Annotated in this window: 22 protein-coding genes; 9 read left to right on the top strand and 13 right to left on the bottom strand. The window is 58.9% G+C overall.

Annotated elements, in window-relative coordinates:
• The first annotated feature begins 8 nt into the window (after positions 1-8).
• Positions 9-1,133 carry a tRNA 2-thiouridine(34) synthase MnmA gene (gene mnmA, locus FKG95_RS23895; protein ID WP_142898961.1) on the top strand — a complete coding sequence of 375 codons (1,125 nt, stop codon included), beginning with the start codon at positions 9-11 and terminating at the stop codon, positions 1,131-1,133.
• Between the two features lie 128 nt (positions 1,134-1,261).
• Here mnmA and cydB read toward each other — a convergent pair whose 3' ends face one another.
• The 8 genes from cydB to FKG95_RS23935 all read right to left on the bottom strand — a co-directional run bounded on the left by cydB (position 1,262) and on the right by FKG95_RS23935 (position 10,168).
• Positions 1,262-2,266 (bottom strand): cytochrome d ubiquinol oxidase subunit II, encoded by a 1,005-nt coding sequence (gene cydB, locus FKG95_RS23900; protein WP_142898962.1) that lies wholly within the window; start codon positions 2,264-2,266, stop codon positions 1,262-1,264.
• A gap of 13 nt (positions 2,267-2,279) precedes the next feature.
• Complete coding sequence (locus FKG95_RS23905; RefSeq protein WP_142898963.1) at positions 2,280-3,680, bottom strand: cytochrome ubiquinol oxidase subunit I; 1,401 nt, start codon at positions 3,678-3,680, stop codon at positions 2,280-2,282.
• A gap of 137 nt (positions 3,681-3,817) precedes the next feature.
• On the bottom strand, positions 3,818-4,147 hold the full coding sequence (locus FKG95_RS23910; RefSeq protein ID WP_218940347.1) for an SNARE-associated domain-containing protein: 330 nt from the start codon (positions 4,145-4,147) through the stop codon (positions 3,818-3,820).
• A gap of 531 nt (positions 4,148-4,678) precedes the next feature.
• Complete coding sequence (locus FKG95_RS23915; RefSeq protein WP_142898965.1) at positions 4,679-4,861, bottom strand: PEP-CTERM sorting domain-containing protein; 183 nt, start codon at positions 4,859-4,861, stop codon at positions 4,679-4,681.
• 60 nt (positions 4,862-4,921) lie between these two features.
• Positions 4,922-6,352, bottom strand: coding sequence for a hypothetical protein (locus FKG95_RS23920; protein WP_142898966.1), 1,431 nt, complete (start codon positions 6,350-6,352; stop codon positions 4,922-4,924).
• A gap of 186 nt (positions 6,353-6,538) precedes the next feature.
• The gene (locus FKG95_RS23925) at positions 6,539-7,147 is read right to left on the bottom strand and encodes a hypothetical protein (protein ID WP_142898967.1); all 609 of its coding nucleotides are present in this window, start codon (positions 7,145-7,147) and stop codon (positions 6,539-6,541) included.
• Between the two features lie 214 nt (positions 7,148-7,361).
• Positions 7,362-8,471 carry a helix-turn-helix transcriptional regulator gene (locus FKG95_RS23930; RefSeq protein WP_179954250.1) on the bottom strand — a complete coding sequence of 370 codons (1,110 nt, stop codon included), beginning with the start codon at positions 8,469-8,471 and terminating at the stop codon, positions 7,362-7,364.
• 290 nt (positions 8,472-8,761) lie between these two features.
• Positions 8,762-10,168: a helix-turn-helix domain-containing protein gene (locus tag FKG95_RS23935; RefSeq protein ID WP_142898969.1), complete on the bottom strand. Its 1,407-nt coding sequence runs from the start codon at positions 10,166-10,168 to the stop codon at positions 8,762-8,764.
• Between the two features lie 216 nt (positions 10,169-10,384).
• Between FKG95_RS23935 and FKG95_RS23940 the strand changes: the two genes are divergently transcribed.
• From FKG95_RS23940 to FKG95_RS23950, 3 genes are all read left to right on the top strand, one after another.
• Positions 10,385-11,437 carry a ketopantoate reductase family protein gene (locus tag FKG95_RS23940; RefSeq protein WP_142898970.1) on the top strand — a complete coding sequence of 351 codons (1,053 nt, stop codon included), beginning with the start codon at positions 10,385-10,387 and terminating at the stop codon, positions 11,435-11,437.
• A gap of 655 nt (positions 11,438-12,092) precedes the next feature.
• Entirely contained in the window at positions 12,093-14,003 is a 1,911-nt protein-coding gene (locus FKG95_RS23945; protein WP_142898971.1) for a SulP family inorganic anion transporter, read from the top strand.
• Between the two features lie 188 nt (positions 14,004-14,191).
• A complete protein-coding gene (locus tag FKG95_RS23950) occupies positions 14,192-14,833 on the top strand; it encodes a PEP-CTERM sorting domain-containing protein (RefSeq protein ID WP_179954251.1) in 642 nt (213 codons plus the stop codon).
• A gap of 141 nt (positions 14,834-14,974) precedes the next feature.
• Here the strand turns inward: FKG95_RS23950 and FKG95_RS23955 are convergent, their stop codons facing one another.
• Together FKG95_RS23955 and FKG95_RS23960 are read right to left on the bottom strand one after the other, a co-directional pair.
• Positions 14,975-15,823 carry a tellurite resistance TerB family protein gene (locus FKG95_RS23955; RefSeq protein ID WP_142898973.1) on the bottom strand — a complete coding sequence of 283 codons (849 nt, stop codon included), beginning with the start codon at positions 15,821-15,823 and terminating at the stop codon, positions 14,975-14,977.
• A gap of 230 nt (positions 15,824-16,053) precedes the next feature.
• Complete coding sequence (locus FKG95_RS23960) at positions 16,054-16,512, bottom strand: thiol-disulfide oxidoreductase DCC family protein (RefSeq protein WP_142898974.1); 459 nt, start codon at positions 16,510-16,512, stop codon at positions 16,054-16,056.
• 305 nt (positions 16,513-16,817) lie between these two features.
• Here FKG95_RS23960 and FKG95_RS23965 point away from each other — a divergent pair, with 305 nt between their 5' ends.
• Positions 16,818-17,390, top strand: a complete 573-nt coding sequence (locus FKG95_RS23965) for a glutathione peroxidase (RefSeq protein ID WP_425456775.1) — start codon at positions 16,818-16,820, stop codon at positions 17,388-17,390.
• A 58-nt stretch (positions 17,391-17,448) separates the two neighbouring features.
• Here the strand turns inward: FKG95_RS23965 and FKG95_RS23970 are convergent, their stop codons facing one another.
• On the bottom strand, positions 17,449-18,576 hold the full coding sequence (locus FKG95_RS23970) for an SMP-30/gluconolactonase/LRE family protein (RefSeq protein ID WP_142898975.1): 1,128 nt from the start codon (positions 18,574-18,576) through the stop codon (positions 17,449-17,451).
• Positions 18,577-18,760: 184 nt separating this feature from the next.
• Positions 18,761-19,654 carry a LysR family transcriptional regulator gene (locus FKG95_RS23975; RefSeq protein ID WP_142898976.1) on the bottom strand — a complete coding sequence of 298 codons (894 nt, stop codon included), beginning with the start codon at positions 19,652-19,654 and terminating at the stop codon, positions 18,761-18,763.
• Positions 19,655-19,789: 135 nt separating this feature from the next.
• Here FKG95_RS23975 and FKG95_RS23980 point away from each other — a divergent pair, with 135 nt between their 5' ends.
• From FKG95_RS23980 to FKG95_RS23995, 4 genes are all read left to right on the top strand, one after another.
• Positions 19,790-20,080: a hypothetical protein gene (locus tag FKG95_RS23980; RefSeq protein WP_142898977.1), complete on the top strand. Its 291-nt coding sequence runs from the start codon at positions 19,790-19,792 to the stop codon at positions 20,078-20,080.
• Positions 20,081-20,190: 110 nt separating this feature from the next.
• Entirely contained in the window at positions 20,191-20,874 is a 684-nt protein-coding gene (locus FKG95_RS23985) for a transposase (protein WP_142898978.1), read from the top strand.
• Positions 20,875-21,546: 672 nt separating this feature from the next.
• The gene (bufB, locus tag FKG95_RS23990) at positions 21,547-22,416 is read left to right on the top strand and encodes an MNIO family bufferin maturase (RefSeq protein WP_142898979.1); all 870 of its coding nucleotides are present in this window, start codon (positions 21,547-21,549) and stop codon (positions 22,414-22,416) included.
• Entirely contained in the window at positions 22,400-23,155 is a 756-nt protein-coding gene (locus tag FKG95_RS23995; RefSeq protein WP_179954252.1) for an HvfC/BufC N-terminal domain-containing protein, read from the top strand. Before bufB ends, FKG95_RS23995 begins: the two co-directional genes overlap by 17 nt.
• A gap of 133 nt (positions 23,156-23,288) precedes the next feature.
• On the opposite strand, the gene FKG95_RS24000 is transcribed toward FKG95_RS23995, so the two are convergent.
• Positions 23,289-24,494, bottom strand: a complete 1,206-nt coding sequence (locus FKG95_RS24000; RefSeq protein ID WP_142898981.1) for an adenylate/guanylate cyclase domain-containing protein — start codon at positions 24,492-24,494, stop codon at positions 23,289-23,291.
• Between the last annotated feature and the right edge of the window lie 22 nt (positions 24,495-24,516).

Genomic DNA, 24,516 nt, shown 5'->3' on the forward strand with positions numbered 1-24,516 from the left:
TCGCGCCTATGAACTCACTCGGTTTCGATAAAGCGCCCGCGGATACCCGCGTGGTGGTCGCCATGTCAGGCGGCGTGGACAGCTCGGTTACAGCCGGTTTGCTGCACGCCGAAGGCTATGACGTGGTTGGTGTCACTCTTCAGCTTTACGACCACGGCGCCGCCATCGAACGCAAAGGCGCCTGCTGCGCGGGGCAGGATATCTACGATGCACGCAGGGTCGCGGAACGCCTTGATTTTCCGCACTATGTGCTGGACTACGAGTCCAAGTTCCGTCAGAGCGTGATGGACGACTTCGCCGACAGCTATCTGCGCGGCGACACACCGATCCCCTGCGTTCGCTGTAATCAGACCGTCAAGTTCCGGGATCTGCTGACCACTGCCCGTGATCTCGGGGCGGAAGCCCTGGCAACCGGGCACTACGTCCAGAGAGTCATGGGCGCTCATGGTGCGGAACTGCACCGGGCGGTCGATCCGAGCCGTGACCAGAGTTACTTCCTCTTTGCGACCACGGACGAACAGCTTGATTTTCTGCGCTTTCCGCTTGGCGGTATGCCGAAAACCGAGACCCGTGTTCTGGCCGAGAGGATGGGGCTGGAAGTCGCAGACAAGCCCGACAGTCAGGATATCTGCTTCGTGCCGAACGGTTCCTACGCCAGCGTGGTCGAAAAGCTGCGGCCCGGCGCCATTGAACCCGGCGAGATCGTGCACGTGGACGGGCGTGTGCTGGGCCGACACGAGGGCATCATCAAGTACACCATCGGACAACGCCGCGGCATCGGAATCGGCGGCACGGCGGAGCCTCTGTTTGTTGTGCGTCTGGAGCCCGAGGCGCACCGGGTCGTGGTCGGCCCAAAGGAGGCGCTCGCCCGAGACGTCGTGCGGATCGGCCAGGTAAATTGGCTGGGCGACCAGCCTCTGACGGCCGAGGGGATCGAGGTTCAGGTTAAGCTGCGGTCCGTTTCCGAGGCCGCGCCTGCACGCATTCAGCGCGCGGCCGACGGTGGCGCAGAGGTGCTTCTCCTTGAACCTCAGTTTGGGATCTCGCCTGGACAGGCGGCTGTTTTCTACGACGGCCCGCGCGTTCTCGGTGGCGGCTGGATCGCCGAAACAGGCCTTAAACTCGCCGCTTGAACGGCGTTAAAGACCCAGCCAAAAGCGTATGCCGTAGCCGATCGCGGCGAGCGTGCCGACTCCCGCGATCCATAAACCAATAAACCACGCCAGTTTCGTAAATGTGCTGTTTTCAGAAGACTGCGGCATCAGTGATAGCCTTCCGAAGGGTCCACCTTGCCCCGGAACACCCAATAGGCGTAGGTGGTATAGGCCAGGATCAGCGGGATCAGAACCGCCGCGCCCACGAGCAGGAAGAGCAGGCTCTCGTCTGGTGCCGCGGCTTCCCGGATGGTCACGGTGGGCGGCACGATGTAGGGGAAGAAGCTGATCCCCAGTCCAAGATAGGACAGGATAAAGAGCGCTTGTGCCGCTAGGAAAGGCTGGCTGTCATTGTTCTTCTTTAGCCCCCGGAACAAAACGAAAGCGGCGGCAGCCACCAAAAGAGGTACCGGCACGACATAAAGGATCTGTGGAAAAACGAACCAGCGCGCCATGAAAATCGGATCGAGGAAGGGCGTCCAGAGACTGACGATGCCGATCAGCACCAGGGTGCCCGCGGCGGTCAGCCAGGCAAAGCGATGGGCGCGTTCGCGGACGGGGCCGTTGGTTTTCATGACCAGCCAGGTTGCACCCAGCAGGGTGTATCCCACTACGACGGCAACGCCTGTCAGCAACGAGAAGGGGCTCAACCAGTGCCACCAACCGCCTGCATAGGCACGATCAGCAACTGGAATACCCTGGATCAGCGCCCCCAAAGCGATGCCTTGGCAGAACGCGGCCGTGATGGAGCCGACCGTAAAGGCCAGATCCCAGAGCCCCTGCGACGGGCCGCTGCGCCAGCGGTATTCGAAGGCTACCCCGCGGAAGATCAGACCGAGAAGCATCAGTGTTATGGGCGCGTAAAGCGCAGGCAGTACGACCGCGTAGGCCAGGGGAAAGACTGCGAAGAGACCGCCGCCGCCCATGACCAGCCAGGTTTCATTGCCATCCCAGACCGGCGCTACGGTATTCATGGCGTAGTCCCGTTCCTCGCCCTTGCGGAAGAAGGGGAAGAGGATACCGACCCCGAGATCGAAACCGTCGAGCAGGACATAGGTCAGAACCGCGAATGCGATGATCGAAGCCCAGATCAGGGGAAGATCGAATTCCATGCTGTCTGTCCTCCTATTCCGCCGGTTGGTTTTGGGCTGGTCCGGGCGTTATGCCTGCCGCACGGATTGGTTTATTCTCCGATGGCCCGCTCTCGCCCGGGTGCGGCGCGTGGCTCATGAGTTTGAGCACGTAATAGACACCGGCGCCGAAGACGGTGAAGTAGACCACGACAAAGGCCAGGAGTGACAGCGCGACCGCCGGGGCGTCAACGGGGGAGACTGAATCGGCGGTGCGCAGCAAGCCGTAAACCGTGTAGGGCTGCCGGCCGACCTCGGTTGTGACCCAGCCGGCGAGGATTGCGATGAAGCCGCTTGGTGCCATCACAATAGCCGCGCGCAGCAGGAGATCGTTTTCAAAGAGTTTCCTGCGATAGCGTTGGTAAAGGCTCCAGGCGCCCAACAGCATCATCAGAACGCCCAGTCCGACCATGATGCGGAAGGACCAGAAAACGATCGGGACATTCGGCCGGTCTTCCGGGGCCCATTCCTTTAAGCCCCTGATTTCGCCGTCCCAATCGTGAGTCAGAATAAAGCTGCCCAGCTTGGGGATCTGGATTGCAAAGCGCACTTCTTCCGCTTCCTGATCGGGAATACCGAATAGGATCAAAGGCGCGCCTTTCCGGGTTTCGAAGTGCCCTTCCATGGCGGCGACTTTGGCGGGCTGATATTCCAGTGTATTCAGGCCGTGCAGATCGCCCGCGAAAATCTGAATGGGAGCAACGATGGCGGCCATCCACATCGCCATGGAAAACATCACCCGTGCGGCTTCGTTGCCACGGTCACGCAGCAGATGCCAGGCCGCAACGCCGCCAACCACAAAGGCTGTGGTGAGATAAGCCGCCAGCAGCATATGGACCAGACGGTAAGGGAAGGAGGGATTGAAAACAGCCGCCCACCAGTCGACGGGGATAAATTGGCCAACCTCGTTAATGCCGTAGCCCGCGGGAGTCTGCATCCAGGAGTTCACCGAGAGGATCCAGAAGGCGGAAAAGAAGGTGCCGACGGCAACCATCACCGTGGCGAAGAAGTGCAGGCGCGGGCCGACTTTATTCATGCCAAAGAGCATGACGCCCAGGAACCCGGCTTCCAGGAAGAAGGCCGAGAGCACCTCGTAGGCCATCAGGGGCCCGAGGATCGGCCCGGTCTTGTCGGAGAAGACGCTCCAGTTCGTCCCGAACTGATAGCTCATGACAATCCCCGAGACGACGCCCATGCCGAAAACCACGGCGAAAATTTTCATCCAATAGCGAAAGGACTGAAGATAAACGTCGCGTTTCGTGTAGAGCCAAAGGCCTTCGAGCACGGCCAGGTAACTTGCCAATCCGATGGAAAAAGCCGGAAAAACAATGTGAAATGAGATTGTAAAAGCGAACTGTATCCGTGCCAGAAGCACGGCATCAAAATAATCGGGCATATCGAGTGCATCGCCTAAGGCGATGTTCCTAAAACGTTATTCCCATGGATCTACAATTGTTCTAAAAATGCTGCGGCGCAAGACAAGCTGTTGTTGCGAATTGTCGCAGGCGGATTCGGCTGCCGCAAACGGGTATCTTACAGGCCTGAATTGCGGACGTCCGCCGGGCGTCCGACGCGCCACCAGGCCAGGAAAAAGAGGAGCAGAAATACGCCGAGCAGGGCCATGTTCCAAGCGGTCCAACCACTTTTGACGGCCTGCTCAATGGATGCGCCGAAGAGGTAACCCGCACCGACCATCAGTGCCATCCAGAGGTCAGCGGATGCTGCATTCAGGCCGGTAAAGCGGTGCCAGGTCATGTCCGTCAAGCCGACCGGCAGCGCGCCGGCCTGTGCCGCATAACCCGCGAAAAGCGGCAGAGTCCCGCTTTTCAGGGCGCAATAGGCAAAGAGCAGGAGATAGCTCAATGTGCCGCATTCACTTACTAGCTCCAGAACCTTCTCCAAATTCCATTCGCCTTAAAATTTTGATTCCAAAGGTAAAACTGGAGCATCGGCCGGTCCGGCTCAGGATCAGCGCAGGGTAACGGACGCCGCTCACCAGATCATTGAGATTGCGGGGCGCTCGTGGTCTGCCACGGGGTCTATGACCCGACCCTGAGGGCTGCTGCGATTTCGTTATGACAGAGTTTTGCCGCCGAATCAGGAGATTTGAAAACGTTATGACATACAAATGTCACAGTGAATGACGCCAGCGTGCGTGGTTCCGTTTTCGGATTTTTTAAGCTTTGCGGTCAAGGTCGTGTCAGGCCGGCCGGCCCGATTGGCATGCGGTCAGTCAGCTGGAAATCGCTCTGCCGGTCATTTCCGCGCGACAGGTTTTCGTATATCCGGAGCGTGCGGCATAGAGTTCGTAGCGGTCGGATTCGAGGGCCGGAACTTCCGCCTCCGGACCGTCCCGGTCGCCAGAAGCTTCAGGATCTGCAAGTTGGTTCCGGCTTACCGGAACTTCCGGCGCGAAGCGAAACCCAAACCGGCCAGGCCAAACGTCAGGAGGGCGAGAGAAGCCGGTTCGTTCACCGCGGTAGGGCGGCCATCACGCAGCACGGTCAGCGCGAGGCTGTTACCTCCTGCGGTCACAATCTCCGAGGCCAGGCCGGCTCCAAGTCCGTCGACGATCATAGTGACCTGCGGCGAGATAAAGAGATCTGCAGTGATCAGAAATCCAAAGCTGTCACCGAACTAAGGTACGAAGCCATCGATAAAGTCGAACAGAATGGTGCCGCCGATAAAGTTTGCCGCTCCGGAGACATTGAGGAGATCGAATTCACCCGGTCCAAGGCCCGCGATTTCGATGACGAGCTCGCCGTCGGACAGGGTGAAGTCACCGTCGATCATAAGTTCACCCGGCGAGAGTCCCGGTGCGACAAGCCCACCCTCGACGCTTACGTTGGCATTGATTGTCCCGTTCCCGCTGAGGATGCCACCGGCCCCCACGAGGACTCTCGATGCCGAGAGCGTTGCCTGGTTGCTGACGATGACGCTCCCGGACCCGGAGCCGCCGCCAAGGCTCGAGGGTGCGCCGATCAAGACAGAGTCGAGAACGGAAACCTGTGAGTCGGCTCCCGTGATCAGCAGAGACCCGGTCCCGCCGGCGGGACGGCCGAAATCGGCGAACGCAGCGCCTATCCCGATGTCGCCGTCGAGTTCTCCGGGTTTGCCGACAGTTATGGACGCGCCATTAGCGACCGTCAAAGCTCCTGAAGCGCCGACCTCCCGTCCGATCGATACAAAGGAGTCGCCGCCGCTGATCGTGACGTCGGCGCCGTTGGTCACTGTCGCAAGGCCCTGACCCGACCGGCCGATCGTAAATCCAGCCTCCGGACCGGTTATGGCGATCTTGGTTTCAATGCCGCTGGCCAAAAGACTGCCGGTGGTTTCCAGATCGTCACGCCCCACGAACAGGCCTGCAAAATTATTTGCGGATTCGACCGCGATCCGCGAATCCACAACAGAGAGATTGCCGGAGCTGTTGCCATTGCGGCCAACCGTAATGTTCGCACCGTCTCCGCCCGCGCCGCCGCGGTCTTTCACCAGGATCGAACCACCGTTGACGACGCTGGCATTGCCGAGCCCTCCTTCGTCCCGGCCCATAAACATAAAGGCGCCGATACCGCTGATTCTTGCCGAGCCATTGTCGACGACGAAGGTGCCTATCCCTCCGTTGCGGCCCATCGTCAGTACATTTGACCCGCCAATCTGATCGGCTCCGTCCGGCACGTCAGGCTCGGTAACGTTCAAGCTGCCGCCGTTGCGGATGGTGAGCGTTCCGTTGCCGCTGTCGCGCCCGATGTCGACACTGGCGCCGTCGGCTATGGTATTGGCATTATCTCTGAGATTGATCGAGCTGCCGACACCCTCGACCAGCCCGGTTCCGATGCCCCCGGCGCGTCTGCCAAACGCCAAAAAGGCACCGTCCAATGAGCCGGCTCCCGAGTTCAGATTGAAACTGCTGCCGTCGGTCACCGTTAGCGATCCGGGAGCGGTGAGTCCGACCCGGGTTTCGCGCAGGTCGCCGCCAGGGTTCAGAGTCTGATCGAAGTCGCCGTCTAATATAACGGCTGCGCCGGCAGGGAGGGCGATGACGCTTTGGAGCATCGCAGCCAGCGCCATGACTATAGGTTTCTGAAATGTCTTTGCAGAGTATGGTGTGCTGAAAAACATAGCCCTCCCCGGTTCAACAGATCTGAATATTCGGCCGAAAAAAAGGTAGAGCGACCTCAATGGCTCGACAGCCCCCGCCAAGCGTATTCCTCGCACCGATCGATTGAGGCCGCTCAAGAGTTTGGTCATGCCGACCTATTTAAGATCGGCAATCCAATGGGATTCCAAGCCTCTTTTCTTGTGTCTCTTCTTAAATTTGATCGTGCGTTTCAGATCAGGTGAGACGTACCAGGTGCGGGTGTTCCACTCGTCTTTACAGACAACTTCGTAGGCCGGAATCTTCTGGGTTTCGACCGTAACGTGAACGGCGGCGTTGACCACGCACTCACGCGTGTCGGTCCAGTTGTATTTTTGATCCGAGCCTTTCACGTCGTAAGAAACAGTCTTACCGACGACCAGAGGCCAGATCTCTCCCGACTTGGTGACCGTCTGGGAGCCAGTGGAACCATTGCGGCAGTTTTTCCAACTTACCGCGGGCGAGAACCACCCCTCACCGGTCCATTGACATCCGTCTACCGCTCCGCCGGAAACTTTCCAGGTTTCGAGAGCTCCTTCTTTCGATATCCGCTGTTCCATTTGCGGTTTTCCCTGGTTCGTCCCGTGACTTTCCGAAGGCTCGGAAACTTTCGCCATCGGCGCCAGCTCGACCGGGGTCTCGTAGTCGATAGACTCGTCGGTCGCGCAGCCCGAAAGAATCAGAAGAAAACTGCCCAGAGATATCAATAAGCCTTTGTGATTATTCATAATTTTCCCCTCCTTACAAATTGTGTTCTATCTATAGATTCCCCAAAATCGGTTCTTCTCGTTTGAATGTTCGAGAGTATGATTTCTATTCGACATCGCCGGTCGGAGGACAACGCATAGTGTTTGCCCATGTCAGAATGGGTCGTAGGATGAGGGGTGGGAGGGGAGAGGCCAACTCCCATATGGGAGGTTGGCTGCAAGAATCCCGATCTCTCTATCTATAGGTCAGCATCAACCGCAGTAATGCGCTTTGACTATGGGTATCGGTTTTGCGGAAGATGGATTTCAGCCGTTGGCGAGCTGTGCCCTGGGTGATGGACAAAATGTCTGCCGCTTCAATCAGAGATTTGCCGTGGATCAGATGGCGGCAGAGCGCGGTCTCTGAAGGTTGAAGGCCGAAAAAAGCCGCGAGTCCTGTAAGACCGCGCGTACAGGATTTGTCGGGATCCAGAACATAGACGACGGCTGCAGCAAACTTTGAAAAGCAGTAACGGCTGCGGGGCAGAGGATGGACGGTCGCACTGTAAGGACGGCTTGAGTTTAACCTGGATATGTAGACCTGGCTCGAACGGGCTTCGTCGCCATTGAAAGCTCGGCCGACCCGTGTTGCGTTCCGGATCGCCTGCCGTAGCTTCTGTTGTTCATCATTGCGCCGGACCACAAGTTGTCCCCCAATGAGCGAGAGGCTTTCGCTCGTGGCCAGAAGGCGGTCTGCAACTGCATTGGTCTCAATAATGTTCCCGTACTCGTCAAGAAGTAAAACGGCATCAGTGAAACTGTCGAGGAGACCTTCGATGGTCCGATTTCGATTTTCCAGGGCAATGAAATTTCCGCGAAGCTGCAGACCGTTTTGTATATGAGGCACCAGGCGTTTGTAGGTTTCGCAGGCAATCTGGGAAAAGGGTTCGGACGAAACGCTGCCGTATATGCTCAAGTAAAAATCGGGATCACCCGAAGTTTTTCGACCTTTGTTGAAACCCGCTGTCATCAGATTCTTAATGTCCAGCGGGCGAAGGTAGTCGTTAAACCACTCGGTCTTCCTGAACGTAGTTTCATCGACCGTGTCCTGACCGGTCAACACCAATCCAGAGCGAAGCAAACCCTTCTTCCGGCCCTCAATTTCCCAAACATCCTGATCGCAGTAATAGTCTGTGTAGGGTAACAACTCGTCGTGAGAAATTGTTCTGGTCGCCCATAGACTCTCCGGTTCGTTCAGCTTGGTACCGGGCGTGAAGAAGAGAGACCGGCTTCCGTTCACGCATTGTCGCACCCCGTCAGCAACCGCGCTCCAGAGTGTATCGTCGAGCGATGCCTCCAGAACCAACTCGACAATGTCCTGATGCCTGGTCCTATACATTTGAATCTCCAAGTCAATGGAGCGGTGGTACCCAGCGCGTTGTCTCGCGGAATGAAGGGTTTAAAAATGCACGGTAAAATTATATCTATTTTATATTTTTCAGTTATAGATTGAAACAAAAAAACATGGGTTGTGTTATCACACTATATTTACTGTACCTGTTGGTTTCGCGGTTTCGTGAATTCCCACCCTTCGAATTCCCACTCCAAGACTGGCTGGCCTCTAAGGTCCGCCGCAAGGCAGGCCGTTCGATTCCATCAACTCTCGTAACGCGTATTGCCGCGCCGGTTCGGGTCGATGTGCAGCTCGACGAAGATGGGATGATGCGCCCGTTGGGAACAGGCTTTACGGGGACACAAATGACAATTTATCCCGATCGGGTGCATTAGATTCGGGTCGCGCAGATTGAAGGATGAGGCGTAGCCGATGCGGTCGGCATATTGAAATTCGCAACCCAGGGCGACCGCCAGGCGATGGTTCTGGGTTTCCCGGCTGTAGACCGGCCGGTCGATGGTGCGGCTGATCGTGAAGTACTTTTCGCCGCCGGGCAGTTCGACGAATTGCGGCAGGACGACGCCCGGTGTGCGGAAGGCCGTGTGGATGTTCCAGACCGGGCAGGCGCCGCCATATTCAGCCAGATTGAACGAGGTTGCATTGAAGCGCTTGGTCACGTTTCCGGCCTTGTCGATGCGCAGGAAAAACAGCGGAACGCCGGTCGCACCGGGACGCTGAAGCGTGGTCAGGCGGTGACAGACCTGCTCGAAGGAGACGCCGAAGGCCGCGGCAATCCGGTCGACGTCGTAGCGCGTGTTTTCGGCTTTTTCCAGAAAGGGGCCGTAGGGCATGAGGTAAGCCGCGGCGAAGTAATTGGCCAGTTCGACACGGCAGCGGGCGATCCCCGTCTCGCTGCGAATGCCGCTTCCCACTGTCAGATCCTCCAGCAGATGGTCCATTTCGAGCAGGCCGATGACGTGGATCAGCTGAAAAACGCGGTTCTGATGATCGAGAGCTTCGGAGAGGACGAGCAGCGCATTCTCCTCGTCGTGGATCCTGAGCGTCTGGTTCAGGGTCTCGACGGATTTCGTCTGGATCGAGATGCCGTGTTTGCGTTTCAGGCGGGTTTTGAGGGTGACGTACACGTCATGCGGTTCACAGGGTTCCTCACGGCGCAAACGCTCCGCTGCCTCTTCAAGCGTGTGGAAGTAGTTCGAGTGGTTGCGGAAGAAGTCATGAAGCGTGGCCTCCGGGGACATTGCCACGAGGTCCGAGCGGTTTTGCGCTTCGCCCTGGCGCATGACCTTCTCCACGGTCGTGCGGTGGGTTTTGAAGAGCTGAACAAACGCACTGACCAGGCGCGGGGAATGCTCTACCGCTGCCCGCAGCTCCTGGAGATCGGCTGGCTCACTTCCAAAAATCGGATCCTGCATGACGTTCCGCAGATCGGCGAGCAGATTGGGGGAGTCGTCTCTGACCCATTCCTTCCAATCCAGATCATAGGCGTCTGAGAGCGCCATCAGCATCTTGACCGAGAGGCTGCGCTGATTGTTTTCCAGCATATTGATGTAGGCGGGGGTTACACCCAGCGTCTTCGCGACGTCGGTCTGGGTTTCATTCCGTGTGTGACGCAACTTTCGGAGCTGACGGCCGACAAAGGTTTTCTTCATTTCCTGTCCGTTTTCCGGCGCGCGAGAATTGTAACATAATACTTTTAACAAATTAACAAAATATACGTATGTTAATTTATGAGGTAACACATTAACACGAATTTTCGTGACCGCAATTTCTGATGAGGCTACGACTCCCCCCAAGCCTGTTTCGCCGGGATTTTTGAGCTAGAACCCGGAGTTTTCAAGATAAAACAACCACCATACGGGGTGATCATGACCTGCAAAATTCTGATCTTGGGCGCGTCTTACGGATCGCTTCTGGGCACAAAGCTGCTTATGGCGGGCCACGACGTCACGTTGGTGTGCCGCGCGGCAACGGCAGGCCTCATCAATAGCGAAGGCACGGAAGTCCGGATCAAGCTGAAGGATGAGGATACGCATCGCAGTTTCTTCTCGAAGGATCTCAAAGGCCGGCTTGACGCCAAGACGCCAGATGCAGTCGATCCCGCGGGGTACGATTTTGTCGGGCTTGCCATGCAGGAGCCGCAGTATGCGGACCCATCCCTGCGTCAACTTCTTGACCGGGTCGCCGAAGCCCGCGTGCCCTGCATCTCGATCATGAACATGCCGCCGCTGCCCTACCTCAAGCGGATTCCCGGCCTGGCTTGCGAGGGTCTCGAAGCCGCTTTCACGGATGCGAAGGTCTGGCAACGCTTTGATCCCGGCTGCGTCACGTTGTGTTCGCCCGATCCTCAGGCCTTCCGCCCGCCGGAAGAAAAGCCGAACGTGCTGCACGTCGGCTTGCCGACGAACTTCAAGGTCGCCCAGTTCGGAGACGCGGAAACCGACCGGAAGCTGCGTGCGCTGGCCCAGGATATTGCCGATGTCCGTGTCGAAGGTAAGGACGTGCCTGTGAAGTTGCGCGTCCATGAGTCGCTCTTCGTGCCTTTCGCAAAGTGGAGCATGCTGGCAACCGGCAACTACCGTTGCGTGATGAACGATGCCGTGCGCCCGATCCGCGAAGCCGTCCACGAAGACCTGGAGCTCTCGCGCGAGATTTACGGTTTTGTAGACGCGCTTGTGGTCCGTCTTGGGGCTGACCCCGCGGACCTGGTGCCTTTCGAAAAATACGCCAAGGCCGCCGAAGGTCTCGTGAAACCTTCTTCGGCAGCGCGTGCTATCGCTGCCGGCGCCGCGACGATCGAACGGGTGGACCGTCTGGTCCAATTGATCGGCAAGGCGCTCGGCGTCAGCCATCCCGAGATCGACAAGACGGTTGCCATCGTTGATGCGCGCCTGGAAGCCAATACAGAGAAAGCCGCCTGAGCCTTCCTTCCCGCTGACAGTCTGAGACTTATTTTACAGGGACCGGTGTGTCGGGCACCGGTGTCTTGCTAGAGTGGATCACTATGTTGTGTTGCGACCGCAGGGGGGCGGGCAGCAAAACATGGTCCGCTCTAGCACAGTTCCCAACCTTGCAGCGCGCGCGGGGCGTCTCTGTGCGCCTCTGTATTTAACATGTTGGACGAGGCTTGAGCCGGCTCTCCAGTGGACAGTTTTTTTTCGGCCGAGCCCTGCAAGAAAACGTGAAATACTCTCAGGTGAAACAGCTAACACGCGATCTGCTGTTCGGTTTCTTGACGTGCAGGACAATCGCGACCCGAGGCTGGAATGCGGGTGCCGGTCGGGAAACCGATCACAAGAGGGATAGATCCGGGTTTTTAGCCTCATAAACCTTGCGCCAGCCATAAATTAACCTTTAAACCCTATCTTACTTTATTGGCAGCCCGGGGACGCCTGGTTCCAGTCGGACGCAGTCTTTGAGCAGACTTCTGCTCTCATCATTTTTTGAAGAGGTTTGGCCAAGGGGGCGTGCTGGCAGCGGTATGTTGTTTTTCAAAATTTCAGCTCTGACGACCCCGATCCTGCCCGCCTCTCAAGCTGGTGCGACCTCCCTCAATAACCGGGGCGCCAGCGTCTGATGCCCAGGATCAAAAAAGAGCCGTTTTTCCAGCCCTTCGAAGCCAAGAATCTTCTGCCCTTCCGCTTGTGGGTCGGGCTTATCAACAGGGAAACGCTGCGCGGTGACGCAGCGGCGGCCTTCACCAATGCCGCCGTGGTTCTGCCGCAGGCTATCGCCTTTGCCGCGATTGCCGGTCTGCCGCCGCAGTACGGTCTCTACGCGGCCATGGTCACCCCGGTCATTGCCGCCATCTTCGGCAGTTCCTGGCATTTGATTTCAGGACCGACCACGGCGATCTCGGTGGTCGTCTTCGCGACCCTGAGCGGTATTCACGAACCGGGCAGCGCAGAATACATTCAGGCGGCCCTGACCATCACCTTGCTGGCGGGGCTTTTCCAGCTGCTTATGGGGCTGGTCCGTCTGGGACAGCTGGTCAGTCTGGTTTCCCACTCGGTCATGGTGGGCTTTACGGCCGGTGCGGCGATCCTGATTGCGCTGAGCCAGGTTTCCGGGTTCCTGGGGCAGAAACTGCCCCGGCCCGAAGAGATCGATGCCTTTTTGGCGGCGATCTGGCATGCCTTGCCGAATGTGGATCCCTATGTCTTCTCGATCGCGATGGGCACCTTGCTTGTCACCGCGCTGAGCAAGAAATTCTGGCCGAGATGGCCGAACTACCTGATCGGCCTGGTGTTCGGTAGCGGGCTTGCTTATGTGCTGAATGCCGAGGAGCATGGGGTTCAATTCGTCCAGAGCGTGCCCACCGGAATTCCCCAGTTTGCCGCACCGAGTTTTTCCCTCGACGACCTGCGAACCTTGTCCTCCGGCGCCTTTGCGCTTGCGTTGATCGGCCTGCTGGAAGCGGTCTCAATCGCGCGGGCAATCGCACTCAAATCGAAGCAGCCGTTGGACAGTAACCAGGAGATCATCGGTCAGGGTCTCTCGAACATCGGCGGGTCGTTTTTCTCCGCCTATCTGGGGTCCGGCTCCTTTACGCGTTCGGCCTTAAACTATGAGTCTGGCGCCCGAACCCCCGTGGCGGCCCTGCTCTCGGCGTTGTTTCTCTTTATTATCCTGATTGCGATCTCGCCCTTTATCGAGCGGATCCCCATTCCCGCCATGGCGGGGCTGATCATGCTGGTCGCCTGGAAGCTGATCGATTTCCAGGAGATCAGGCATATCCTGACTTCGAGTGCGTCGGACACCGTGGTCCTGATCGCAACCTTCTTCGCGGTGGTCGCTATCGACCTGGAGTTCGCGATCTACGTCGGCGTGATCCTGTCGCTCTCGATCTTCCTGCGGCGCTCCATGCGGCCCGGCCTGCCCATCAACGTACCCAATGCCAAGGTCTCCGGGCGGCCCTTCATGAGCCCGATCCTCTGGAACCTGCCGGAGTGCCCCCAGGCCGTCTTTGCCCGGCTCCAGGGCTCGCTCTATTTCGGCGCGGTGGAGTTCGTTGAGAAGGAATTCCGGCGGATAGAGCAAGAGCGCCCGGGACAAAAGCACTTCGGCCTGATGCTTGACGGCGCGGTTGGTGTCGATCTGGCCGGTGCGGATCTGTTGATCCAGGAGGCGAAACGGCGCGAGGCCCGTGGCGGGCATCTTTACATCGGTGTGCGTTATCCCCCGATCCGGCGCCAGCTCGCGCGCTTCCATGTACCCCGGGAAATCGGCCGCAAGCACATTTTCCGCCGCAAGACCGAGATGGTGCCCAAGCTGGTGGCCAACCTGGACCCGGATATCTGTGCCACCTGCACGACCCGCGTCTTCCGTGAATGTCCGCCGGTGCCCGACTTTATCGGGGAAGAGGATGGGAAGGGTGAGGCCGGGCAAGGTGAGGGCGGGCAGAAAGACGTTGCCGCCGGTGACAAGGGGGCGCCCATTGAGACGCCCGTGCCTGCTAACGCCCGGGAAGCAGCACCAAAGCCATAGAATCGATGCGTTTTTCCCCCGTCACCTTGGCGACGGGCGGGGTTTCCGCGCGCGCTTTATCCCGATCGCTGGCCCTAAACCCTGAGGAGAAAAAGTAAGCGATTGATACTATCCAAGAACAGCTACCCAAGGTAGTGTATCCGCAGAGGTGGAATTCTGCTGATACAACACTGGGGATGGTATCGAACATGAGACTTAAAATACTTTTTACGGTTATCGCAATCGGGTTGAGCACTGTGAGTTGGAGCCGAAGCGCCAGTGCAACAGTAATGACTTATGATATGTCCTGGACCGGCGATGGCGGCTACTCCATGACGGGCATGTTCTCGTTTGATGATTCGACGCTGGCTGCGTCGCCGCTCGTTCAATTTCCAGACCTTCTCTCATTCGAAGCGACAGCGTTCAAACCTGACGGTACAGCGCTCGAGACCTATGCTTTTTCAACAAGCGATTACTCGATTTTCAGCACCAAGAATTTTATCATTAACTTCAACTTCGAAGCTGATACAGGGCTTCTCCGGCAAGACGGTTCGGGCGGACTCCTCTCTCCCTTCAATTTGTTTTTTGGCGCATTCACGGCGGGTGAAATTCAGCCAACCGGGTGGTTTTTATACGAAGGGGCCAGCTGCAACTTTTTTTTCAAAACTGTGCTCGATGCGACTTCACCTGAATGCAGCACACGCTGGGATGCCTCTGACGAGAGCCTCGTTCAGGTTCGCTTGCGAGGTGGGCTGCAAAATGAGGTTCAAGTGCCTGAGCCTGGAACCTTGGCGGTCTTTGGCCTTGGCCTTACCGGTCTTGGCTTTGCTGCGCGCAGAAAGCGCCGCTGACGCAGTTTCGTGCAGTTGCAGTGAAACAGAAACGGCGGCCTGGAAAAGCCGCCGTTCTCATTAAGACTCATACAGGCCACTCGAAGTCGCGCCCGAAACCGGTCGCCTGTAGCCAGTCTCCGGGCGTTTGTGAGGCCGGACTCAAACCGGCACTGTGCTGGCCTGGGCCTCGACCTGAGCCTCCAGATGTGCGACCAGCTCCTTGGGCAGGTTGAGCCTGCTGGCCAGAGCCTCCAGGTAGGCCTGCTCCATGGGGTGGTCCGGGTCGATCGCGAGGCGCGAGACCAGGTAGAGCTCGGCGGCCTGTTCCGGACCCTTGGCGAGACCGGCAATGTCCTGCAGGCTCGGCGGGCTGCTCAGGGCATCGAAGACGAAGGCTTTGTCCTCGGCATCGAGCGGCAGTTTGCCGACCTGATCGAAAATGTGGCGTTGTTCGTCCGGGCCAATGTGGCCGTCCGCGTTCGCCGCGCCGATCATGGCGAGCACCATGGCGAGCTCGAAAGGGCGGCCGTCCTGCGCCGGTGCCGCGGCGGGCAGAAATTTCGAGTCCATAGGAAGCTCTTGCGGAGGGGGCAGATGGGCCTGCGGCGCTGAGCGTGGAATTTGCGTGTTGGCCTGCTGGCCCATGGAGTGGCCGGCGGCTTGTCCTGCGCCCTGGCCCGCCGTTTGGCCCGATTGCCAGTTCTGGTAGGCCCGAAACGCAAGTGCGCCCAGGGCCGCGGCACCACCATAGGCTGCCACACCACCGGCAACCTTGCCGACTGATTTACGGGCTTTCTTGTTGCCGAGCAAAAGACCCATCAAACCACCCGCGGCCAACCCGCCGGCAATGCCGCCCACGCCGCTGCCGGCCAGCTTGTCTTTTGCATTCGAGAGTGCGCCGCCCATGCCCTGGGCGAGATGACCGCCTTGACCGGCGTCATTACCCTGGCCTGCGCCCTGGCCCGCGCCGGTTCCAAGAAACTGTTCAAGAAGGCTCTGCGGATTCATATGTTCCCTCGTTCAATTCTTAACTGCCGATTCTTGACGGCTAAAATTCATCTGCGCAGTCTTGTTCCCGCTCTCACGGGGGCCGCGGGCGGTAAACACACTCTGCGTCAGGGAGTCAGATGGGGAGGAAAACGCAAACCACAATCAATCGCGGGTGCTTTCTATCAAGCTGATTGGGGCTTCCTATCTTGGGTGACGCTCCGCGCGGCGCTCGCGGCGCAGCATGCGCTTCACGCGCCTTCGCGCTTTCGAAACCAGGCTTGGATCCGGGGCCGCAACCTGAGAAAGCCGTTGTAAGCATGGTTCAGCACCCAGGCGGCCGGGGCCGTCTGGCCTATCCGGCCGAGCAGCCGAAATCCGGGGAGGGCCTGCCAGAGCTGCGCGAAGGCCGCGCCGCCGGAGTGCAGCTGTCCTTCAGGGGCGAGCACATGAAAGCGTGCCAGCGCCTGATCCTTCGAGAGGCCGGGTATGATTTCGCTGTCTTCGACGGCACTGACGTCCAGCCAAGTCACCGCCTCTGCGCCCGCGCGCTCGCGGTAAAAGCCGATCTCACGGGCACAGAGCGGGCAGGCGCCATCGTAGAACACCGTGACCTTGCCGTTGTCTGCGTCGGATATAGATGCGTTCGAGATCTTGAGAGCCTCCAGGTTGGGGACTGTTTTCCCGCGGTCTCGGCGGGTTTCCATCATAACTCGCGAGTCTATACGCGGACTGAGCGTCTTTGGATCGCCCGCCGTTGTCCGACGAGGGCGCGCAGTGATCCATTTGCGACCAATGAGCGTAGATAATATATGATTAAAATACTTTTTCCTTTAGCGCTTGTGGCGCTTTTCATCATCCTGTCAACGCGAGGCAACGGAAAAGCGCGCTTCAAACGCCTTGCACCGGCCCGCCGGAAAGCGCGCGCTTCCGGCTGAAAGCCGGGATAGAGCGCAAGACCGCGGCGCCGCGAAGAAGCCTGTGGCGTGATGCAACCTGGATTGAGAGTTCGGTCATGAAGATGAAAAGCTTACTTATCGCCGCCATCGCCTTCCTGCCCTCAATGGCGGCCGCGGAAACGCTTTCGCCGGTAAATGCCCACGGTTTTGACTTCATCTCCATCGAGGGTGAAGCGCTGCCCCTGGAACAGTTCCGCGGGAAAGCGGTCCTGGTGGTCAACACGGCGTCGCGCTGCGGCTTTACCCATCAATACGATGCGCTCCAAGCCCTCTGGTCCGATTACCGCGATCAGGGCCTCGTGGTTCTTGGGGTTCCCTCCAACGACTTCGGCAGTCAGGAGCGCGGCACGGAAGCCGAGATCAAAGAATTCTGCGAGGTGAACTTCGCCATTGATTTTCCCATGACGTCAAAGGTGAAAGTCAAGGGCGCCGATGCGCATCCCTTTTACCGCTGGGCGGCAAAAGAGCTCGGTGCGAAGGCAAAGCCGCGCTGGAACTTTCACAAGTATCTGATCGCCCCCGACGGCGCGCTTGTCGGCTGGTTCCCTTCATCGACCGCGCCGAATGCGAAGCAGGTCGTCACGCAGGTCGAGGCACATCTGCCGGGACAGATGGAAAGCGGAAGCTGACCGCTTCACTCCGCCCGGGAGTGAAGCCATCAGACTTCGCCCATGACGCCTTATAAAATCAGGTAATGTGCGCGCCCTTTGTCTCAACGAAGACCGAGTAGAGCGATTGGCTTGCGGTCATGAAGAGCTGGTTGCGCTTGGTGCCGCCGAAACAGACGTTCGAGCAGATTTCCGGTAAGCGGATCTGGCCGATGCGGTCGCCGTTGGGTGCGAAGATGTGGACGCCGTCATAGCCGTCGCCGACCCAGCCCGCGGACGACCAGATGTTGCCGTCTTCGTCACAGCGGATGCCGTCGGCGAAGCCGGTCTTGCCTTCCCAGGTCATCGAGGCAAACTGGCGCGGGTTTTTCAGGGTCGCGCCGTCAATATCGAAGGCCCAGATCTGGCTTTCCGCATCCGGATAGTGGGAGACGCCGGTATCCGCGACGTAGAGGATCTTGTAATCCTGGCTGAAACAAAGACCGTTGGGTTTGAAGGGCGCGTCGGTGACTTTGGTGAGTCCGCCGTTCTGACCGTCGATCCTGTACACCGCTTCCTTCTGCAGGGGCTGGACCGAGCCGGTGTTCAGGCGCTCGCCTTCGTAGTTCATCAGGCCGCCGTAACCGGGATCGGTAAACCAGATGGAGCCATCGTCCGGGTGGACCACCGCGTCGTTGGGGGCGTTAAAGCCCTTGCCCTCGAAACCATCGGCCAGGACGGTCAGGGTCCCGTCGTATTCATAGCGGACAACGCGTCGGTTGCCGTGTTCGCAGGAGATCTGGCGGCCGCTGAAGTCAAAGGTGTTGCCGTTGGAATTGCCCGAGGGCGCGCGGAAGCGGCGTGAGACGTGGCCGTCTTCCTCGATATACCGCAACTGTTCGTTGTTGGGAATGTCGCTCCAGATCAGGTAGCGCCCGACGCCATTCCAGGCCGGGCCTTCCGCCCAGAGCGTGCCGGTGTAGTGACGGCGGATCGGTGTGTTGCCCAGTTTGGCGGTAAAGCGCGGATCCAGCCCGATGATATCCGGATCCGGGTAGCGCACAGGTTCTGCGCCCTCGCCGAAATTGCGGGCAAAGGCCTCAGGAGCCATGGCGGAGACGCCCGCCACGCCTGCGGCCGCAGCCAGAAACGTCCGCCGGTCAAAGGCGGTCTGTTTTGAGGCCGGGGTTTTCGGCTCGGCGGTTTCCTTGAACTCTTCCGTCGTCATTTTCTTCCTCCCGAGTGTTCTGTTGTTTTGATTCTGGAATGCAAACCGACTTGGTTTTGCGAACATGCGACAGCCGTGTTGCGCAATGCTTCTCCTGCGGTGATTTAAAGTCAGGGCGCGCGATACCGCACCCGTCATGAGACACATGAGTTTAGCTCATGAATCCGTGAAAAGCGATTGGACTCTAGGCGGAGGAGATGCTCGCCCGGAAGGCCTCGCGGATGGCGTCGGCCATAGCAAGAACGGCCTCGCGGGATTCGTTGCGGCGCAAGTACATCACCACATTGGAGGAATCGATGTCGCCGAAACCCTCGGCTTCGGTGAGTTCGCGGCAGCCTTCCGGGATGTTGCTGCGTGAGAGGGGCGCGATCGCGAGGCCGGACGAGACCGCAAGTTTGAGGCCGCCGTTGGTGTCACTGCGGTAGGTGATGCGATAGCTGTGTCCATGGTTCTCAAGAGACTGAAGGCCTGCTGCTTCCAGGGACCGCAGGGCGAATTCCATGCACCAGCCGGAATTCTCGTAGAGGGCGACCGGGATCGGTGACTGCTCATGGACCCGGTGCTGATCCGAGGTAACCCAAACGGTCGGATCGACCATCAGAACCTCGCCGCGCGGAGTCCCCTGCCACTCGAAGACCACTGTGAGATCCTGTTCGCCGCGCTCGAGCATCTCCTTATTCACGGAAGAGCAGCCGTAGCGGACCATAATTTCGACGTTGCTGTGCAGCTTGCCGAAATTCCCCAGCGCGCGTGACAGGACCAGGGCGCCATATTCCTCAGGGATCCCGATCCGCACCTGCCCATCCAGTGCCGGCGCGGTGAGGGAGGCGGCCGTCTCGTCGAGCAGATCGACGATCCGCCGCGCGTTTACCAGCAGGTCGTTGCCCCGGCGGGTCAGGGTGACGCCGCGCGGGCCGCGCTCGAACAGCGGATCGCCAACCAGTTCCTCCAGGCGCTTCATCTGCATGCTGACCGCGGATTGGGTGCGGCCGAGACTGTCTGCGGCCCGCGTGAAGTTCCGTGATTCAGCGACGGCGACAAAACTGCGCAAAAGGTCGCTCTCAAGTTGAAGGCTCATGAGAAAGGCATTCCATTTGTTTATGTCAGTCATCATGGATATTCGTTTCACAAATGTCAAAGGCGATCCTATTTTGAGTTGAAGGGGCCGGACGTCAGGCCCGACACAAGGGACCGATGAGGAGCGGAGGGTGTCATGACGATGGTCAGCGATTGGTTCGGCCCTGCCGAGCGGGACGAATACGAGACGGAGCAGACTGAGCGGGATCATTCCGCGCGGACGCCTGTATCGGACGAAGCGAACTCCGGAAGACAAGCCAAAGCACCCACGGTCCTGCGGCCCCTCGACCCGGCACTCAAAAAGCTGCTGGAGCGGGGAGATGACCGCCTGCTGCGCGATGTCGGGCTCTCTTCGGACAGTGCCTTCGCGGAAGTCGCGAAATTCTGGGCGGATTGGTCGCGGCGGCGTGGTCCCTGGGGACTCTGAGCTTTCGCCACAGGGCTAACTCGTTGCAAGGCCATCAAGGAATATGAGTTCCCAACCTAGGGACACAATGAAAAATTGACGATACGCCGGCCAAGGGCTAGTCTTCTCCAATGGCAAGACTAGCAAGAGTCGTCGCACCGGGGATGCCGCATCTGGTAACCCAGCGGGGCAATCGTGGACAGGACGTCTTCTTTGGCAAGCAGGATTACGCGGATTACTGCGAGCTGTTGGCGGAAGGCTGCAATGCGGCAAAGACAAAGGTCTGGGCTTATTGCCTGCTGCCCACTCATGTGCACCTGATCCTGGTGCCGTCGAACCCGGACGGTTTGCGGGCCGCGCTCGGGGAAGCGCACCGGCGCTATACCTGGCATGTGAACCAGCGCGAAGGATGGCGGGGATACCTCTGGCAGGGGCGCTTCGCGTCCTTCCCGATGGATGAAGACCATTTGCTCGCTTGCGCACGCTACGTCGAGACGGCTCCGGTCCGAGAGGGACTGGTCCGCCGGGCGCGCGACTGGAAATGGTCCAGCCTGCGGGCGCATCTTGCAGGCCAAGATGATGACGTGGTGAAGGTCGATCCCCTGATCACACGGGTTTCCGAACCCGGCGAGAACGCGTGGCGGGACTTTATGCGCCAGGGACTCTATCAGGATGAACTCGATGTGATCGAGGCGGCTGAACGTACCGGCCGCCCGCTGGGCTCCGACCGCTTCACCAAGCGTCTTGAAAAACGCTTGAAGCGGCCGCTTATGCGTCAAAAACCCGGTCCCAAGCCGAAGCAGCCGGGCGACTGATTTTCTCTGCGGCTTTTTGTCTGGAAAGTCATTGAAATGGCCGACCTGGAGAGGCTCTCGGGCATGATCCGCTGGCCCTGTCGGCGTTGGCTGTTACGCCATTCCATGCAAGACGCTGAAACCTTCCTCCCTTAAGAACCGGTGCTTTCCAGAGAACGCATTCCTCGTAAAGGAGCGCGAAGGCAGGTATTCCCTCTGCGGCAGGAGCCGGTTACGGGTCTTTCTAGAGCGCGTCATGTTTTAACGGAAACACTCTGTGTTTTCGCTAAAACATGTGAACCCGCTCTACATCTTATAATAAGAGCAGATTCACCGGTACGACGGATCGCCGAAGGCGATTCCATCTGAACCGGATCTGCTCTAGAGGTACCGATTCGCGAAAAGGAGTGCCGATCAGGCTCGTTGCGGACTCCCGGCGCCGTTCGGTAAATTTTCGTTAAGTATGTTGAAAATAAACGGATATTTAGCCTTCTCGCCATAGTATCCATCTCAGGTTCACTCAATTCCATCCTGGATTGAGCTCGTCGAGAGGTTTCTGGAGGGTGAGTGGTCTCGTGCGACGGCATGGCGACGCCCAGCGAAACCGCCGGCAAGGACTGGCGCAGCAACAAACCGCTGGCAGGGCACTTTGATGCAGGCGTTACGCACCGCCGTTTAGGGAGTTGATTAGGCATGAAAAGCATGAGTTTTCCGGATCCCGCGGTTGGGGTCAGCCTAAAGTCCCAGCACTACGACGAGATTCTAAAACGGGACCTGCCGATCGGCTGGTTTGAACTGCACCCCGAAAACTACATGAACGCGGGTGGAGAGAACCATCGGGCGCTATCCCAGATTGCCGAGCGCTATCCTCTCTCGTTTCACTCCGTCGGACTATCGCTGGGCCGCGCGGAAGGCCCGGATCTGGCGTATCTGGAGCGACTTGCGCAACTGGTGAAGCGCTATGAGCCCTTTCAGGTCTCCGACCATGTTGCCTGGACCAGCAGTGGGGGCATTTTTTTCAACGACCTGCTGCCGCTGCCTTACACCTCGGCCAGCCTGAACAGCTTTTGCAACTCGGTCGATCTGGTGCAGAACCGGTTGGGGCGGCGCATTTTGATCGAAAACCCCACCCAATACTCTCCGCTGGGAGAGAGCGACCGGGATGAGACGGAATTCCTGAACGAGCTGGCACGGCGCAGCGGCTGTGGTCTGCTGCTCGATCTCAACAACATTTACATCTGCGCCAACAACCTGGACTTCGATGCAAAGAGCTATCTCGAGGCGATCGATCTGTCGCGGGTCGATGAAGTTCATCTCGCCGGCCATACGGAAAGCGAATGGAATGGCAGCCGGGTCCTGATTGACGATCATGGCAGTGAAGTCTGTTCAGAGGTTTGGGCTTTGTATGCCGACCTGCTGTCTTGCAGCGGTCCGGTGCCGACCCTGATCGAATGGGATACCGATGTCCCCGCGCTGGACCGCTTGCTGGACGAGGCGGCAAAGGCGCAGGCTTGTATCGATGCAATTGAACCAAAGGCGGCCAAGCATGCTATCGCTGTCTGAACTTCAGGTGCAGTGGCGCGAGGCCCTGCTCGCGCCGCCGGGGCTGGAACCCGTCATGGAGGCCATGTCGGAGCATCCCGCGCTGGCTATTCATCGCAATAACTTTTTCAATGCGACCCGCAGAGCACTGATGGATGTCTATCCGACGGTCGAGGCCCTTGTCGGCGCGGAGTTCTTTGCTGTCATGGCACGGGATTTTATCCTTGCCGAACCACCCGGTTCACCCGTGATCATGGATTACGGTGACGCCTTTCCCGGTTTCATCGCCCGTTATCCGGCAGTGCGGGATCTGCCGTATCTCGCCGATATGGCGGCATTCGAATGGGACATGCATCAGGTCCGTCATGCGGCGGAGGTGCCGGCAATGACACAGGATGACTTCACCGGACTGTCGGAGGAGGCCCTGATCCGATTAGAGCTCTCCCTGGTTCCCGCCGCGCGGGTTTTTGTATCCGACTATGCGGTCGCGCAACTCTGGCATGCCCACTGGATCGAACCCTTAAAACTCTCCAGCCTTGGTTCGATCAACGACGCAACCTGCGTGCTCATGGTGCGCCGCGACTTCGAGGTTTCGGTCATCAGTCTTACCTGGGGGCAGGCGGTTTTGCTGGAGAGCGTCGAGGGCGGGGCCGGTCTGGGGGTTGCGACGGCGATGGCGCTGGAAGAAGACGAAGCCCACGATATCAGTCGCTCCAACGCCAAACTCGCGCTGGCACAGTGTCTCATGCGTCGCGCGTGAGCCTGGGGCAAGGCCGAGAAACCAATTTTCCAGGTGTTTCTGGATCTGTCTTCGAAACCATCCCGTTGATTGAAGGTGACACGCGCTTATTGACATGAGGGTCGGCAAAACCCGCTCCGTCCGAGAGTTGTGCTTATGCCACAGGTGCAAAGACCTTTTGCGGCTCGGCTACACCGCGCAAGCTGTGTTCGCCCATCGGCTTGAATGCCTGTTCCGGCAGCCGTTCCGCGAAGTCCGACGAGACGAGGATATGCTTGTCGAGATTGCCTGCGAGGTCGGCAAGGCGGCTCGCAAGATTCACGCTGCCACCCACGACCGTGTAGTCCAAACGCGCGCCGGAACCGATATTACCGTAAGCAACCGCACCGAAATGGAGCGCGATCTTGATATCGAAACGCGCTGAGGGGTCGGCTTGGGCCCTGTCCTTTTCGACGCGCTCCAGAATTTCCCGTGCCGCGGCGAGGGCCTTGGTGCAGGCGCTCTTGCCGTCTTCCTCGGCACGGAATATCGCCAGCACGCCGTCGCCCATGTATTTCAGAACATCGCCCTCGGTTTCCTCGATGGGCGGGACGACGCAGTCGAAGTAGCGGTTGAGCAAGGCGACGGTATCCTCACCGCTCATCTGACCCGACAGGGCGGTAAAGCCGCGCATATCGGCAAAGACGATGGCGGAGCGGATATGCACCACGTCGCCGCGCCGAACCTGACCCGAGAGAATACGTGCTTGCGGCTCGTCACCGACGTACATACGCAGCGTCTCGCGCAGCAGAATCCAGACCCGGTTCAGGTCGAGAAGAAGCGCCATGGCGTCCTCGATGGCGTGCAGCAGAGCCATGTCCGCATCCGAGAAGCCGGCCGGGCTGCGCGTCGCAAAGGTCAAACCACCCTCGGTGCCATCCCGAAAAAAGACCGGCATGCAGATGTAATCGGTAAAGCCGGCACTGCGCAGTTCGGACACGATGCCGAACGCGCTATCGTCGATTTCATCAAGACGGAAACTGACCCAGGCCCGGGTCTGATGCGCCTTGTAGAAGGGACTGTCCTGATAAATCTCTTCACTGTCCCAGGGGAATTCCTGGGTTGTCACGCCGTCTTCCCGGTTCCAGTTCCGGCCCAGGCCGCTGCGCACGGCATAGAGCGTCGGGATCGCACTCGACATTCGGTCCAGTGGCAGGCCGCTGTCGATCAGGCGTTGTACAAAACCCTCGACAACCAGGTCCGGATCGTCAATGAAACGGGCATCGCCAACCAGCCAGGCATGCAGATTTCGCGCGCGTTCCGCCACTTGCGCGGCGACTTGCGGCGGGAGACTCTTTATCGGTTCGATCCGGGTGCTCATTCAACTCACTGCCGATTAGCGT

Source organism: Denitrobaculum tricleocarpae (assembly GCF_007004665.1).
Lineage (GTDB): Bacteria > Pseudomonadota > Alphaproteobacteria > Kiloniellales > Kiloniellaceae > Denitrobaculum > Denitrobaculum tricleocarpae.

Excerpts from the sequence above, each read along its gene's own strand:
- FKG95_RS23995 (WP_179954252.1), top strand. The coding sequence starts at position 22,400 with ATGCTATCGCTGTCTGAACTTCAGGTGCAGTGGCGCGAGGCCCTGCTC.
- FKG95_RS23980 (WP_142898977.1), top strand. The coding sequence starts at position 19,790 with ATGACGATGGTCAGCGATTGGTTCGGCCCTGCCGAGCGGGACGAATAC.
- FKG95_RS23940 (WP_142898970.1), top strand. The coding sequence starts at position 10,385 with ATGACCTGCAAAATTCTGATCTTGGGCGCGTCTTACGGATCGCTTCTG.
- FKG95_RS24000 (WP_142898981.1), bottom strand. The coding sequence starts at position 24,494 with ATGAGCACCCGGATCGAACCGATAAAGAGTCTCCCGCCGCAAGTCGCC.
- FKG95_RS23975 (WP_142898976.1), bottom strand. The coding sequence starts at position 19,654 with ATGAGCCTTCAACTTGAGAGCGACCTTTTGCGCAGTTTTGTCGCCGTC.
- FKG95_RS23960 (WP_142898974.1), bottom strand. The coding sequence starts at position 16,512 with ATGATGGAAACCCGCCGAGACCGCGGGAAAACAGTCCCCAACCTGGAG.
- FKG95_RS23945 (WP_142898971.1), top strand. The coding sequence starts at position 12,093 with ATGCCCAGGATCAAAAAAGAGCCGTTTTTCCAGCCCTTCGAAGCCAAG.
- FKG95_RS23935 (WP_142898969.1), bottom strand. The coding sequence starts at position 10,168 with ATGAAGAAAACCTTTGTCGGCCGTCAGCTCCGAAAGTTGCGTCACACA.
- FKG95_RS23950 (WP_179954251.1), top strand. The coding sequence starts at position 14,192 with ATGAGACTTAAAATACTTTTTACGGTTATCGCAATCGGGTTGAGCACT.
- FKG95_RS23920 (WP_142898966.1), bottom strand. The coding sequence starts at position 6,352 with ATGGCGCTGGCTGCGATGCTCCAAAGCGTCATCGCCCTCCCTGCCGGC.
- FKG95_RS23970 (WP_142898975.1), bottom strand. The coding sequence starts at position 18,576 with ATGACGACGGAAGAGTTCAAGGAAACCGCCGAGCCGAAAACCCCGGCC.
- FKG95_RS23985 (WP_142898978.1), top strand. The coding sequence starts at position 20,191 with ATGGCAAGACTAGCAAGAGTCGTCGCACCGGGGATGCCGCATCTGGTA.
- mnmA (WP_142898961.1), top strand. The coding sequence starts at position 9 with ATGAACTCACTCGGTTTCGATAAAGCGCCCGCGGATACCCGCGTGGTG.
- FKG95_RS23905 (WP_142898963.1), bottom strand. The coding sequence starts at position 3,680 with ATGCCCGATTATTTTGATGCCGTGCTTCTGGCACGGATACAGTTCGCT.
- FKG95_RS23915 (WP_142898965.1), bottom strand. The coding sequence starts at position 4,861 with ATGATCGTCGACGGACTTGGAGCCGGCCTGGCCTCGGAGATTGTGACC.
- FKG95_RS23965 (WP_425456775.1), top strand. The coding sequence starts at position 16,818 with ATGAAGATGAAAAGCTTACTTATCGCCGCCATCGCCTTCCTGCCCTCA.
- FKG95_RS23955 (WP_142898973.1), bottom strand. The coding sequence starts at position 15,823 with ATGAATCCGCAGAGCCTTCTTGAACAGTTTCTTGGAACCGGCGCGGGC.
- cydB (WP_142898962.1), bottom strand. The coding sequence starts at position 2,266 with ATGGAATTCGATCTTCCCCTGATCTGGGCTTCGATCATCGCATTCGCG.
- FKG95_RS23925 (WP_142898967.1), bottom strand. The coding sequence starts at position 7,147 with ATGAATAATCACAAAGGCTTATTGATATCTCTGGGCAGTTTTCTTCTG.
- bufB (WP_142898979.1), top strand. The coding sequence starts at position 21,547 with ATGAAAAGCATGAGTTTTCCGGATCCCGCGGTTGGGGTCAGCCTAAAG.